The following is a 13,090-nucleotide window of genomic DNA, read 5'->3' as shown; positions in this document are numbered from 1 at the left end:
AAGAAAAAAAAGCGACGAGGGACCCCCCCCCCCCCCCCCCCCCCCCCCCCCCCCCCCCCCCCCCCCCCCCCCCCCCCCCCCCCCCCCTCCCCCCGGGGCCCGTTCCGCTGTCACAGCGCCACGATGACGCCATGCCAAGGTCGCAGCTCTGCAACCAAACCGGCACGGAAATGCGCTCCTGCCTGACGGCTCGATAGGTTATGCCTCGCCAGACCGCCGCCCGGGCGCCCGTCATCGCACCCGCGGCCGGCCGATGACCTCACCGCTCTCCCAGGGGGATCACCACATGACCGCCGACGCACCACGGGACGCCGCCGCCGCACCGCTCCCGCCGGTCTTCCAGCCGCTCCACCCGGACGACCCGCGGGAGGTCGGCGGCTACCGGCTGTTCGCCCGCCTCGGCGCCGGCGGCATGGGCCGGGTCTACCTCTCGTACACGCCGGGCGGCCGCCCGGTGGCGCTCAAGGTCGTCCGGCCGGAGTTCGCCGAGGACGGCGAGTTCCGCCGCCGGTTCGCCCAGGAGGTCAGCAACGCCCAGCGCATCCACGGGCTCTACACCGCGCAGGTGATCGACTCCGGCGGCCTGGACTCGGACGCTCCCTGGCTGGTCACCGCGTACGTCCCGGGCCCGTCCCTCCAGCAGGTGGTGCGGGAGAACGGCGCGCTGCCGGTCCGTACCGTGCTGCTGCTGATGGGCGGCATCGCCGAGGCGCTCCAGGCGATCCACAGCGTCGAGGTGGTGCACCGCGACCTCAAGCCGGCCAACGTGCTGGTGGCCGGCGACGGCCCGCGCGTGATCGACTTCGGCATCGCCCGGGCCGCCGACGCCACCGCGCTGACCGGCACCGGCTACCGGATCGGCTCGCCCGCCTTCATGTCCCCCGAGCAGGCCCAGGGCCGCCCGGTCACCCCGGCCACCGACGTCTTCGCGCTCGGCGCGCTGGCCGCGTACGTGGCCGGCGGCACCGCGCCGTTCGGCGACGGCCCGGACACCGCCGTCCTGTACCGGGTGGTGCACGAGCAGCCCGAGCTGGACGCCGTCCCCGCCGACCTGCGCGAGCTGGTGCTGCGCTGCCTGGCCAAGTCCCCCGAGGACCGGCCCAAGCCCGCCGAGATCATCGAGATCGCCCGCAACCACCCGTCGGTCGGCGGACAGCTGCGGTTCACCGAGGACTGGCTGCCCAAGCAGGTCAACACCGAGATCACCCGCCGCTCGGACCTGCCGAAGACCCCGCCCACCCCGCTGCCGGCCGCCCCGCCCACCGCGCCCCCGGTCCCGGCCGGGCCGCCCACCGCGCCCACCACTCCCCCGCAGCCGACCCACCCGGCGACCGCCGTCTCGTACAGCACCCAGCAGCCGCCGGCCGGTCCGCCGGCCGGCTTCACCCCGCCGCCGCTCGGCGCGTACGGCGCCCCGCAGCCCGCCACCGAGGCCCCGACCGGGCCGCTGCTTTCCTCGCCGCCGACCGTGCAGCTGCGCCAGGAGCCGCCGTCCTACGACACCCCGCCGCCCGGCCCGGTGGTGACGGACGCCCCGGCGCCCGCGCCGGCGCCGGAGCCGAAGCGCAAGGGCGTCTCCTGGAAGGTGCTGCTGACCGTCGCCCTGGTGATGGCGGTCGGCGGCACCGCCGGCGGCGTGGTGCTGATGAAGCAGATGGACGACAAGAAGGGCAACGACAAGTCGAGCGGCGCCCAGCAGACCCCGGGCAACCAGCCCCAGCCCGCGCCCACCCAGAGCACGGACCCGGGGCCCACCGACACGCCCAGCCCGTCGCCGAGCAAGACCTCCGGGAAGGTGACGGCCTCGCCGTCGGCCTCGGCGAGCAACGGCGTGACCGCGCCGGCCCGCCCCGTCGGGTACTCCCCGCTGCTCGACAAGAAGCCGCTGGCCATCCCCGGTACCGAGGCCTACTACGACTCCTACCGGATCGACCTGGACGGCGGGACGGTCGTGCCGCGCGGCAACGACCTCAAGTGGGGTCTGGGGCTGAACGCCACCGGCAGCAGCAGCAAGGCCAACTCCTTCGTCACCGCGGGGGACGACAAGTCGGACTTCGCGGTGATCACCGAGTCGAGCGTGACTCCGGACCAGTGCGCCGTCGCCATCGACTCGCGGCCCGACACCGACCTGTCCTTCAACCGGGTCTCGCCCGGGCGCCTGCTCTGCATCCGCGACCGGATCACCCGCAACATCGCCATCGCGGTGGTCGAGGTCGCCGACGGCACCACCGGCGCCGTCAAGCTCACCGTGAGCACCTGGCGCGCCAGCTGACCGGGCCCCGCCCCGGACTATCCTGACCAGGTCGAATCCCCACCGGACCGGAGCGAACCGTGTACTTCACCGACCGCGGCATCGAGGAGCTGGCGAACCGGCGCGGCGACGAGGAGGTCACCTTCGAGTGGCTGGCCGAGCGTCTGCGCGAGTTCGTCGACCTCAACCCCGACTTCGAGATCCCCGTCGAGCGGCTGGCCACCTGGCTGGCCCGGCTCGACGACGAGGACGACGAGTGACGCGGTAGACCACGACCGAAGGGCCCGGGAGGCAAGTGCCTCCCGGGCCCTTCGCGTGCTCCCCCCGTAGGGGACGGCTCCGGGGCGGCTCCGGGTCCGCCTCGGGGTCGGACTCCCTTGACTTCGCCGTCACGCGATATATCGTCTTCAGAAGAGAACGCGATACATCGCGAGTCACTACGGGAGGCGGCAGAGATGAGCCAGTGGACGGTCGAGGGGCCCGACAGGATCACCATCGACGAGGAGGTCCGGACGCTCCAGGTACGGATCATCGACGGCACGGTGAACGTCGTCGCCGCCGAGGGCCCGGCCCGCCTGGAGGTCACCGAGCTGAAGGGCGAGCCGCTCCACGTCACCCTGGTCGACGGCGTGCTGACGGTCACCTACCAGGACCTCAGCAGCTGGAGCGACTTCGGCGACGTGCTCAAGTCGGTCGACTCGGTGAAGGGCTTCTTCTCCTCGTTCAAGCGCAAGCGGGTCGCCGCGGTCACCCTGACCGTGCCGGCCGCCACCGAGGTCAAGGTCGGCACCGTCTCGGCCGACACCACCGTCTCCGGCTTCGCCGAGCACGTCTCCGCTCAGACCGCCAACGGCGACGTCACCCTGGTCGGCCTCGCCGGCCGGACGTCCGCCAACACCGTCACCGGCGACGTGGACGCCCAGTCGGTGGCCGGGCAGCTCAAGCTGAACACCGTCTCCGGCCGGCTCACCGTGGTCGCCGGCACCGCCGACAAGGTGCAGGCCAACGCCGTCACCGGCGCGGTCACCCTGGACCTCGACGTGGCCACCCCGACCGACATCAAGGTCACCACGGTCAGCGGCGCGGTCGGCATCCGGATCCCCTCGCTGGCCGACACCAAGGTCGAGGCCGGCACCAACAGCGGCGACATCTCCAGCACCTTCGAGCAGCTCAAGGTCGGCGGCACCTGGGGCGCCAAGCGGCTCTCCGGCCAGCTCGGCGAGGGCAAGGGCAGCCTCGCGGTGACCACCGTCTCCGGCGCCGTCACCGTGCTGCGCCGCCCCGACGCCGAGGACGACGGCCCGGTCGTCGTCAAGGAGCTCCCGGCCGGCCTGGACCTCGGCAAGGGCCCGGAGCACGGCCCCGACCAGGGCAAGGGCCCCGACCTCACCAAGGAGGCGTGACATGACCCCCGTCTTCGGCCACGGCCGGCTCCGGCTCTACCTGCTGAAGCTGCTCGACGAGGCCCCGCGGCACGGCTACGAGGTCATCCGCCTCCTGGAGGAGCGGTTCCAGGGCCTGTACGCCCCCTCGGCCGGCACCGTCTACCCGCGCCTCGCCAAGCTGGAGCAGGAGGGCCTGGTCACCCACAGCACCGAGGGCGGCCGCAAGGTCTACCGGCTCACCGACGCCGGCCGCACCGAGCTGGAGGCCCGCCGGGGCGAGCTGGACGAGCTGGAGCTGGAGATCCGCGACTCGGTGGCCCAGCTCGCCGGGGCGATCCGCGAGGACGTCCGGGACAGCGCCAAGGACCTCCGCGAGGAGCTCTGGGGTGCGGCGAAGCAGGCCCCCCGGCCCGGGACCGCCGAGGGCGGGGACCCATGGGCCGGCCCGTGGGGGGACAAGGAGGCCTGGCAGCGCGCCAAGGAGGAGTTCACCCAGTTCAAGAAGCACGCCAAGGAGCAGGCCAAGCGCGCCAAGGAGCAGGAGAAGGCGGCCAAGGCCAAGGCGAAGGCCGCCGAGGAGGAGGCCCGCCGGCTGCGCGAGCAGTCCCGGGCGGCGCGGACGGCGGCCCAGCAGGAGGCGCTGCGGATCAAGCGCCGGGTCGAGCAGCAGGTGCGCGAGCACGCGGCCCGCGGGGACTGGCCGACCGGGCTGGCTGAGGGGCTCTCCGAGCTGACCAAGGGCCTGTCCGGGCTGGCCGACTCGGCCCGCTGGGGCCACCCGGCGGAGGACACCGCGCCGCCCGCCGAGAAGGTCACCGTCACCCGGATCGACCTGGACAAGGACGAGCCGGCCGGCGCCGCCCCGGCCGACCTGCCGCCGTGGGCGGCCACCGACCCGGCCGGCGACCCGGCGCGCGAGCTGGAGCGGCTGCTCGACCGCTTCCGTGACCAGGTCCGCGACGCGGCCAGGGACGGCGGGGTGACGGCCGGCCGGCTGGCCGAGGCCCGCTCGGTGCTGGGCACGGCCGGCGAGCGGCTGAAGCGCCTGCTGGGCTGAGCCCGCCGCGCGGCCACGGGCCCGGCACTCCTCCGGGGGGGGGGGGAGAGTGCCGGGCCCGTGCGTTCACGGCACGCAACCGTTCACGGTGCCCAAGCGTTCACGGCGCTCAAGCGTTCGCGGCGCGGAGCTCGCGGGCCGCGAGGCTCACGGTGTGAGGACGATCTTCCCGAAGACGTCGCCCTTGGCGAGCCGGGCGAAGCCCTCCCGGGCCTCGGCCAGCGGCAGCACCGCGTCGATCACCGGACGGACCCCGGTGGTGGCGCAGAGCGAGAGCAGCCCCGCCAGCTCCTCCTTGCTGCCCATGGTCGAGCCGACCACCTTGAGCTCCAGGAAGAAGATCCGGTTCAGCTCGGCGGCCTTCGGGCTGGGACCCGAGGTGGCACCGGAGATGACGATGGTGCCGCCGGGGCGCAGCGACTTCACCGAGTGCGACCAGGTGGCGGCACCGACCGTCTCCATGACCGCGTCCACCCGCTCGGGCAGCCGGGCGCCGCTCTCGAAGGCGGCGTCGGCGCCGAGTCCGACGGCCCGGGCGCGCTTGGCCTCGTCCCGGCCGGTGACCCAGACCCGCAGGCCGGCGGCCTTGCCGAGGACGATCAGCGCGGTCGCCACCCCGCCCCCGGCGCCCTGCACCAGGACGGTGTCACCGGGCTTCACCCCGGCGTTGGTGAACAGCATCCGGTACGCCGTCAGCCAGGCGGTGGGCAGGCAGGCGGCCTGCTCGAAGGAGATCCCGGCCGGCTTCGGCAGCAGGTTCCAGGTGGGGACGGCCACCCGCTGGGCGAAGGTGCCCTGGTAACGCTCGGTCAGGATCGAGCGCGGCTCGCCCGGCCCGACGCCGTGTCCGGTCTGGCCGATCACCGAGTGGACGACCACCTCGTTGCCGTCCTCGTCGATGCCCGCGGCGTCGCAGCCGAGGATCATCGGCAGCTTCTCGGCGGGCAGGCCGACCCCGCGCAGCGACCAGAGGTCGTGGTGGTTGAGGCTGGCGGCCTTGACCGTGACCACGCTCCACCCGGGGCGTGCCTGCGGTTCGGGGAGTTCGCCCAACTCCAGCCCGCTCAGCGGGTCGTCGGCGTCGATTCGTGCGGCATAGGCAGCAAACATGGTCCGGACGATAGCCGCGACAGCCGGAGCCCGGAACCACACGTCGGTGTGACGCGCGTCCCGGGCTCCGGCTCGGCTGTGCGAACTGCTGTGCGGACTGCTACTGCTAGCGGCGCGCCACGCCCTCGGCACGGGCGGCGTCGGCGACGGCCTTGGTGACCGCCGGGGCGACCCGCTCGTCGAACGGCGAGGGGATCACCTTCTGCGGCGTCAGCTCGTCGGCGACCACGCCGGCCAGCGCCTTGGCGGCGGCCAGCTTCATGCCCTCGGTGATCCGGGTGGCCTGGACCTGCAGGGCGCCGGCGAAGATGCCGGGGAAGGCCAGCACGTTGTTGATCTGGTTCGGGAAGTCGCTGCGCCCGGTGGCGACGACCGCCGCGTACTTGTGCGCGACCTCGGGGTGGATCTCCGGGTTCGGGTTGGCCATCGCGAAGATGAACGCGCCCGCGGCCATGGTCGCCACGACCTCCTCCGGCACGGTGCCGCCGGAGACGCCGATGAAGACGTCGGCGCCGGCCAGCGCGTCGGCCAGCGAGCCCTTGAGACCGGTCTTGTTGGTCTGCGCGGCGATCTCGGCCTTGACGTCGGTGAGGTCGTCGCGGCCCTCGTGGACCACGCCGCGGCGGTCACAGACCGAGACGTCGCCGATGCCTGCGGCCACCAGCATCTTGGCGATGGCGATGCCGGCTGCGCCGGCGCCGGAGATGACGGCACGCAGCGTGCCGATCTCGCGGCCGGTCACCCGGGCGGCGTTCCAGAGCGCCGCGGTGGTGACGATCGCGGTGCCGTGCTGGTCGTCATGGAAGATCGGGATGTCCAGGGCGTCCTGGAGCCGGCGCTCGATCTCGAAGCAGCGCGGGGCGGAGATGTCCTCCAGGTTGACGCCGCCGAAGGAGGGCGCCAGCCGGACGACGGTCTCGACGATCTCGTCCACCTCGGTGCAGGCGAGCGCGATCGGGACGGCGTCGACCCCGCCGAACTGCTTGAACAGGATGGCCTTGCCCTCCATGACGGGCAGCGAGGCCTCCGGGCCGATGTCCCCGAGGCCCAGGACGGCGGTGCCGTCGGTGACGACGGCCACCGTGTTGGACTTCCAGGTGTAGTCGTTCACCAGCTCGGGCTGCTCGGCGATGGCCGTGCAGACCCGGGCCACACCGGGGGTGTAGGCGAGGGACAGGTCGTCCGCGTCGCGCACCGGCACGGTCGCCCGGATCTCCATCTTGCCGCCGCGGTGGAGCGCGAAAACGGCGTCGACCGGATCGTCGGTGTCCTGAGTGCTGCTGTGGATGATCTCCGCTGCCACGATGACCTCTTCGTCATTGATCAGCGAGGGCGGGGCCGACGGGCGGACGACCCGGCGGAAACTCGAAACCGGGTACGCCGAAGCGGACCCGGGGAGAGCGGGGTCGGGGCGCTGCCGTCGGGGCCGCGCCCTCGGGATGAGGGATTTTTCTTTCCAGTTGTCTGCGTCGTGCTTCCAGGCCGAGCGTAGGTCGGACGACGGCATCGCACCTATGCCTTTTCGTCCAACGTCATGTGCTTTTTTTCATCCGCTGTGTCGCCCCCTTGACGGCACCCGGCGTCGGAAGCACCCGGCCCCGGTGGCGGCAGTCGCGTACGCACACACACCCGCAGGAGTGAACGCAGACACGGAGGGGAGCCGGTGCTTCGGATACGGAGTCCGCGTCGTGGACTTCCGTTCCTGCGCACCCCGAGCCTGTCTCGACTCGGCGGTCTGGGTTCGATCGTCGGGGGTCACCCGGTAGCAGATTCTGACACACCCGCCGCCGGGCCCGGCAGGGAGGGATGGGAGGATCCCTTGGCCCGCCGTCCCGCGTACACCTCCGCGACGCCGCGGCGCCATCTCGTCCCTCCCACAGGAGCACGCTCATGCACCACCGTCTCCACCCCCGACGACCGGCCATCGCCGCCCTCACCCTGGCCACCGCCGGCGCCCTGCTGCTGACCGGCTGCGGCGGTGACGACGAGCAGGCCACGAAGGACCCGGTGCAGGTCGTCCGCGGCAAGGTCCCGAAGGCCCAGCGCTCCGCGGGCGTGCTCCGGGTCGGCTCGGACCTCAACTACGCGCCGGTGGACTTCCGGGGTGCCGACGGCAAGCCGGACGGCCTCGACCCGGACATCGCCAACGCCCTCGGCAAGATCCTCGACCTGCGGATCGAGATCGTCGACACCCCGTTCGACAAGCTGATACCGAACCTGCACGCCAAGCAGTACGACGTGGCGATGTCCGCGCTCAGCGACATCCGCCAGCGCCGCGAGGGCGTCGACGACGGGGGCACGCAGACCAACCCGGGCGTCGACTTCGTGGACTACTTCATCGCCGGCTCCTCGATCACCGTCCCGAAGGGCAACCCCAAGGGCATCCACACCCTGGACGACCTCTGCGGCCGGACCGTCTCGGTGCAGCAGGGCACCACCCAGGACGAGATCGTCGCCCGCCAGGTGACGGCCTGCACCCGGGCCGGCAAGCCGCTCATCGTGCACAAGTTCGACAGTGACGCCAAGGCGCTGGCCGAGGTCGCCTCCGGCGCGGCCGCGGCCGGTCTGAACGACTTCCCGGTGGCGGCGTACGCGGCGAAGACCACCGACGGCGGCAACCGTTTCGAGGTCACCGGCGCGCAGTCCAAGTCCAACCCGTACGGGATCGCGCTGCGCAAGACCGACACCGAGCTGCGCGACGCGCTGTCCAAGGCGGTGGACCAGCTGATCCGCAGCGGCGAGTACGACAAGATCCTCGCCAAGTGGAACGTGAGTGCGGGCGCGGCCCAGAACGCCGTGGTGAACGGCGGGATCTGAGCCCCGCGGAACCGGGCGGGCCGGTCGGATCCGGGCGGGATCCGGCCCGGCCCGCGCGGGCGGCCGAATCGCCCGGGTCCTCGGGCGGGCCTCCGGGCAGAGCGCGGGGAGATCTGCATACTTATACGCAGGGTGACAGGGGCACGGTATTCGTCCGAATAGCGGACAGCGCGACCCCTCGTTATCCGATTTTGATCTGAATGAGGGCCACCCGACCGTCATCAGATGGCAGGATTCCCCCCATCTCGGATCGAGCCGGCCACTGGTCGAGGCGGTTCGATCGGCGTCCACCTCGGCGGAGGGTGGCGGAAGCAGTACCTCGCACCACCCTGCGCGCCCCCTGCCCAGGCCATGCACGACCGGCTCTGCCCGTACGACGTACAGCGAATTACCACCCGTACAGCGCCGTACGGCCTGCTGTCCCGGTGTGCCGCTCCCCCGCGGCGCGCTCCGCCCGACCTCTCCCTCAGGAGGAGATCCCCCTCATGACCGCCCGTACCCAGCGCACCCGCCTCCTCGCGGCCGGCGCGGTAGTCGCGTCCGTCTCACTCGTCCTGACCGCCTGCGGCAGCAGCAAGTCCTCGTCCGGCTCCTCCGGCAGCGGCGCCGCCTCCGTCACCGTGCCCACGGCCAGCGCCGACCCGTCGCTCGCCGCGCTGGTGCCGGCCGACCTCAAGTCCTCCGGCAAGCTGGTCGTCGCCGCCGACGCCTCGTACGCGCCCAACGAGTTCCAGGACGCCTCGGGCAAGATCATCGGCATGGACGTGGACCTGGCCAACGCCATCGGCCAGAAGCTGGGCCTGGGCGTCGACGTCCAGAACTCGCCGTTCACCGCGATCATCCCCGGCATCGCGGCCAACAAGTTCCAGCTGGGCATGAGCTCCTTCACCGACACCAAGGAGCGCGAGGCCACCGTCGACATGGTGACCTACTTCCTCGCGGGCACCAGCGCGGCGGTCAAGAAGGGCAACCCGGACAAGATCGACATCAACAACCTGTGCGGCAAGAAGATCGCCGTCCAGACCGGCACCACCCAGGCCGACTCCATCAAGGACACCATCAACCCGGCCTGCGTCGCGGCCGGCAAGCCCCCGGTGCCGAACGACGGCGACAAGTTCGACCTGCAGACCGACGTGACCCAGGCAGTGGTCTCCGGCCGCGACCAGGTCATGCTGGCCGACTCCCCGGTCATCGACTACGCGATCAAGCAGACCAACGGCCAGCTGGAGCAGCTCGGCTCGGTCGAGGGCAAGGCCCCCTACGGTGTCGTGCTGGCCAAGGGCGCCGCGCTCACCCCGGCCGTCCAGGGCGCCGTCCAGTCGCTGATGGACGACGGCACCTACAAGAAGATCCTGGAGAAGTGGGGCGTCGAGGCCGGCGCGATCGACAAGTCGGTCATCAACGGCGCCACCAGCTGACCCCTCGCCAGTTCCCCACCCCCCTGAGGCCACTGTGAACCATTCCGATCAGGGGAAGGTGAGTTCGGGACGGCCTGAGTCCTTCAAGGCCGTCCCGGTCCGCCACCCCGGCCGGTGGGCGGGAGCCGTCGTCGTCGCGGTCGTCGCGGCGATGCTGCTCCACGCTCTGATCTTCAATCCCGCCTTCCAGTGGGATGTCGTCAACACCTACCTCTTCGATTCCAGCATCCTGCACGGCCTCGGCGTCACCCTGGAGCTCACCGCGCTCTCGATGGTGATGGGTGTGGCCGGCGGCATCATCCTCGCGGTGATGCGGCTGTCGCCGAACCCGTTGCTGTCCGGCACCGCGTGGTTCTACATCTGGGTCTTCCGCGGCACTCCCGTGCTGGTCCAGCTGGTGTTCTGGAACTTCCTGGGCGCGCTCTGGCCGAAGTTGTCGATCGGCATCCCGTTCGGGCCCGAGTTCTGGTCCGAGTCGACCAACAAGCTGATCCCCGTCTTCACGGCGGCCCTGCTGGGCCTCGGCCTCAACGAGGCCGCCTACATGGCGGAGATCGTCCGCGGCGGCATCCAGTCGGTGGACGAGGGGCAGTCCGAGGCGGCCCACGCGCTCGGCATGAGCCGCTTCGCGACCATGCGCCGGATCGTCCTGCCGCAGGCCATGAGGGTGATCATCCCGCCCACCGGCAACGAGACCATCTCGATGCTCAAGACCACCTCGCTGGTCAGCGTCATCGCGCTGGAGGAGCTCTTCCGGGCGGGGCAGAACATCTACTCCCGCACCTTCCAGACCATCCCGCTGCTGATCACCGTCAGCCTCTGGTACCTCTTCCTGACCTCCGTACTGACCATCGGCCAGTACTACGTCGAGCGGTACTACGCTCGTGGTACCACCCGGACGCTGCCGCCGACGCCACTGGAGCGGCTGCGCCGGCTGTTCGCGGGCAAGCCCGTCCCGAAGGCCAAGAACGACGTGGTCCCGGGGATCGAGGGAGGTAGCCACCAATGACCGACCTGAGCAAGCCCCCGGCCTCGGGGCACCCGATGGTCCAGGCCGAGGGCGTTCGCAAGTCGTACGGCCTGGTCGAGGTACTCAAGGGCATCGACCTGGAGGTCAAGCAGAACGAGGTGTTCGTGCTCGTCGGGCCGTCCGGCTCCGGCAAGTCGACCTTCCTGCGCTGCATCAACCACCTGGAGAAGATCAACGGCGGGCTGCTGTCCGTCGACGGAGAGCTCGTCGGCTACCGGCGCAAGGGCGACAAGCTCTACGAGCTCAAGGACAGCGAGGTCGCCCTCAAGCGCCGCGACATCGGCATGGTCTTCCAGCGCTTCAACCTGTTCCCGCACATGACCACCATAGAGAACATCATCGAGGCGCCGGTGCAGGTCAAGGGCGAGAGCCGGGCGGACGCCCGGGAGCGCGGCATGGCCCTGCTGGAGCGGGTCGGCCTCTCCGAGAAGGCCAAGAACTACCCGTCCCAGCTCTCCGGCGGCCAGCAGCAGCGCGTCGCGATCGCCCGCGCGCTGGCCATGAAGCCCAAGCTGATGCTCTTCGACGAGCCCACCTCGGCGCTCGACCCGGAGCTGGTCGGCGAGGTGCTGGACGTCATGCGCGGCCTCGCCGAGGACGGTATGACGATGATCGTGGTCACCCACGAGATGGGCTTCGCCCGCGAGGTCGGCGACGCGCTGGTGTTCATGGACGGCGGTGTGGTGGTCGAGTCCGGCAACCCGCGCGAGGTCCTCACCAACCCGCAGCACGAGCGCACCCGCGCTTTCCTCTCCAAGGTGCTCTGAGCGCACCTTCACGCGGCGCCCGGCAGGCCGGTCCTGCCGGGCGCCGACGTTTTCCCCGTACGGGTAATAGGCTGGAAGCAGTCAGCCCGTTACCGACTTTGGAAGGACCACCGTGGAGCTCGCCTCGTACGCCGATCTGGCCGTCCGGCTGGTGAACACCGAGGAGCCCGAGCGCGGCACCGACTCGCTGACCTCGGTGGACGCGGTGCGCGCGCTGTTCTCGGAGTCGTCGCGGGCCGCCGCGCTCGCCGACGAGTCGGACCTGCCGCGACTGCGGGCCGTCCGCACCCGGCTGCGCGGGGTGTTCGAAGCCGCCGCCGAGGGGGACGAGATCCGCGGCGTCGACCTGCTGAACAGCCTGCTGATGGAGTACCCGGTCAGCCCGTTGGTCTCCGGGCACGACTACCTCGACGACGCCGGGCGGCCGCGCTGGCACCTGCACCTCGCCGACAACTCGCCGACCGCCACCGCGCACTTCAGCGCCGTCGCCTGCATGGGGCTGGCGGTCCATCTGACCGAGCTGGGCGCCGACCGGCTCGGCATCTGCCAGGCCGCGCCCTGCCGCAACGCCTACCTGGACACCTCCACCAACCGCTCCCGGCGGTACTGCTCCGACCGGTGCGCCACCCGCGCCAACGTCGCCGCCTACCGGGCCCGCAAGCGGCAGGAGGCCCAGGAGGCGGCGACCCTCGCCGGCCAGGGCTAGCGGACCGGGGGCCAGGGGCCGGGGGCTAGAGGGCCTCGGGGTCGACCCAGACGCCGAGCCGGCGGGCCAGCCCCGGAACCCGGGCCAGTGGGCCGGTGAGCAGCAGGCGCTCCAGCCGGCGGCCCGGGGCCAGCCAGGCCGGGCGGGGGCGCAGCCGCAGCAGCACCCGGCCGAGCACCAGCTCGTCCGGGACGGCGCCGTAGCTGCGGCTGTCGCTGTCGACCGGCCGGTTGTCGGAGAGCAGCCACCAGCCTTTCGGGCGCCGCTCGGCGGCCCGCTTCACCACCAGCAGGTCCTGCTGGAAGGGATGGCGGAAGACCACCACCGCCCCCGGCCGGATCCGCGCGCCGTAGCGGACCAGCAGCTGGTCGCCCTCGCGCAGGGTCGGCACCATCGAAGGCCCCGCCACGTCGATCAGCCCGAACGGTGCGCCACCCCCCGGGGTGCCGCCCTCCGGTTCCGCCATCCGCGCCACGACTCCTCCTCCCGGCCGGGTCCCAGTCTGCCGTACGGGCCGTCACCCGCCGATGTCCGGATTGGCCCGGTTCC

Annotated in this window: 12 protein-coding genes; 9 read left to right on the top strand and 3 right to left on the bottom strand. The window is 71.9% G+C overall.

Annotated elements, in window-relative coordinates; genetic code table 11:
- The first annotated feature begins 286 nt into the window (after positions 1 to 286).
- The 4 genes from ACZ6NC_RS18850 (at position 287) to ACZ6NC_RS18835 (ending at position 4,693) form a co-directional block, all read left to right on the top strand.
- Positions 287 to 2,272 carry a serine/threonine-protein kinase gene (locus ACZ6NC_RS18850; RefSeq protein WP_465734109.1) on the top strand — a complete coding sequence of 662 codons (1,986 nt, stop codon included), beginning with the start codon at positions 287 to 289 and terminating at the stop codon, positions 2,270 to 2,272.
- A 59-nt stretch (positions 2,273 to 2,331) separates the two neighbouring features.
- Entirely contained in the window at positions 2,332 to 2,511 is a 180-nt protein-coding gene (locus tag ACZ6NC_RS18845) for a DUF6104 family protein (RefSeq protein ID WP_380576384.1), read from the top strand.
- A gap of 195 nt (positions 2,512 to 2,706) precedes the next feature.
- The gene (locus ACZ6NC_RS18840) at positions 2,707 to 3,654 is read left to right on the top strand and encodes a DUF4097 family beta strand repeat-containing protein (protein WP_465734106.1); all 948 of its coding nucleotides are present in this window, start codon (positions 2,707 to 2,709) and stop codon (positions 3,652 to 3,654) included.
- Between the two features lies 1 nt (position 3,655).
- Positions 3,656 to 4,693 (top strand): PadR family transcriptional regulator, encoded by a 1,038-nt coding sequence (locus tag ACZ6NC_RS18835; RefSeq protein WP_465734104.1) that lies wholly within the window; start codon positions 3,656 to 3,658, stop codon positions 4,691 to 4,693.
- A 147-nt stretch (positions 4,694 to 4,840) separates the two neighbouring features.
- On the opposite strand, the gene ACZ6NC_RS18830 is transcribed toward ACZ6NC_RS18835, so the two are convergent.
- Positions 4,841 to 5,803 carry a zinc-binding dehydrogenase gene (locus ACZ6NC_RS18830; RefSeq protein ID WP_465734102.1) on the bottom strand — a complete coding sequence of 321 codons (963 nt, stop codon included), beginning with the start codon at positions 5,801 to 5,803 and terminating at the stop codon, positions 4,841 to 4,843.
- Between the two features lie 106 nt (positions 5,804 to 5,909).
- Entirely contained in the window at positions 5,910 to 7,106 is a 1,197-nt protein-coding gene (locus ACZ6NC_RS18825; protein WP_465734100.1) for an NAD(P)-dependent malic enzyme, read from the bottom strand.
- Between the two features lie 587 nt (positions 7,107 to 7,693).
- Here ACZ6NC_RS18825 and ACZ6NC_RS18820 point away from each other — a divergent pair.
- The 5 genes from ACZ6NC_RS18820 to ACZ6NC_RS18800 all read left to right on the top strand — a co-directional run bounded on the left by ACZ6NC_RS18820 (position 7,694) and on the right by ACZ6NC_RS18800 (position 12,541).
- The gene (locus ACZ6NC_RS18820) at positions 7,694 to 8,620 is read left to right on the top strand and encodes an ABC transporter substrate-binding protein (protein WP_465734098.1); all 927 of its coding nucleotides are present in this window, start codon (positions 7,694 to 7,696) and stop codon (positions 8,618 to 8,620) included.
- Between the two features lie 485 nt (positions 8,621 to 9,105).
- Complete coding sequence (locus tag ACZ6NC_RS18815) at positions 9,106 to 10,038, top strand: ABC transporter substrate-binding protein (protein WP_465734096.1); 933 nt, start codon at positions 9,106 to 9,108, stop codon at positions 10,036 to 10,038.
- A gap of 58 nt (positions 10,039 to 10,096) precedes the next feature.
- Complete coding sequence (locus ACZ6NC_RS18810) at positions 10,097 to 11,047, top strand: amino acid ABC transporter permease (RefSeq protein ID WP_465734094.1); 951 nt, start codon at positions 10,097 to 10,099, stop codon at positions 11,045 to 11,047.
- Positions 11,044 to 11,835, top strand: a complete 792-nt coding sequence (locus ACZ6NC_RS18805; protein ID WP_465734092.1) for an amino acid ABC transporter ATP-binding protein — start codon at positions 11,044 to 11,046, stop codon at positions 11,833 to 11,835. The genes ACZ6NC_RS18810 and ACZ6NC_RS18805 overlap by 4 nt, the downstream gene beginning before the upstream one ends.
- Before the next feature lie 112 nt (positions 11,836 to 11,947).
- The gene (locus ACZ6NC_RS18800; protein ID WP_465734091.1) at positions 11,948 to 12,541 is read left to right on the top strand and encodes a CGNR zinc finger domain-containing protein; all 594 of its coding nucleotides are present in this window, start codon (positions 11,948 to 11,950) and stop codon (positions 12,539 to 12,541) included.
- 25 nt (positions 12,542 to 12,566) lie between these two features.
- On the opposite strand, the gene sodX is transcribed toward ACZ6NC_RS18800, so the two are convergent.
- Positions 12,567 to 13,007, bottom strand: a complete 441-nt coding sequence (sodX, locus tag ACZ6NC_RS18795) for a nickel-type superoxide dismutase maturation protease (protein WP_465734089.1) — start codon at positions 13,005 to 13,007, stop codon at positions 12,567 to 12,569.
- Between the last annotated feature and the right edge of the window lie 83 nt (positions 13,008 to 13,090).

Source organism: Kitasatospora sp. NPDC041988, assembly GCF_055588525.1.
The sequence above is the reverse complement of the archived record's forward strand: the minus strand, read 5'-3'. Positions and strand labels throughout refer to the sequence as shown.

Coding starts and splice junctions, on each gene's coding strand:
- ACZ6NC_RS18820 (WP_465734098.1), top strand. CDS start 7,694: ATGCACCACCGTCTCCACCCCCGACGACCGGCCATCGCCGCCCTCACC.
- ACZ6NC_RS18850 (WP_465734109.1), top strand. CDS start 287: ATGACCGCCGACGCACCACGGGACGCCGCCGCCGCACCGCTCCCGCCG.
- ACZ6NC_RS18815 (WP_465734096.1), top strand. CDS start 9,106: ATGACCGCCCGTACCCAGCGCACCCGCCTCCTCGCGGCCGGCGCGGTA.
- ACZ6NC_RS18835 (WP_465734104.1), top strand. CDS start 3,656: ATGACCCCCGTCTTCGGCCACGGCCGGCTCCGGCTCTACCTGCTGAAG.
- ACZ6NC_RS18830 (WP_465734102.1), bottom strand. CDS start 5,803: ATGTTTGCTGCCTATGCCGCACGAATCGACGCCGACGACCCGCTGAGC.
- ACZ6NC_RS18840 (WP_465734106.1), top strand. CDS start 2,707: ATGAGCCAGTGGACGGTCGAGGGGCCCGACAGGATCACCATCGACGAG.
- sodX (WP_465734089.1), bottom strand. CDS start 13,007: ATGGCGGAACCGGAGGGCGGCACCCCGGGGGGTGGCGCACCGTTCGGG.
- ACZ6NC_RS18805 (WP_465734092.1), top strand. CDS start 11,044: ATGACCGACCTGAGCAAGCCCCCGGCCTCGGGGCACCCGATGGTCCAG.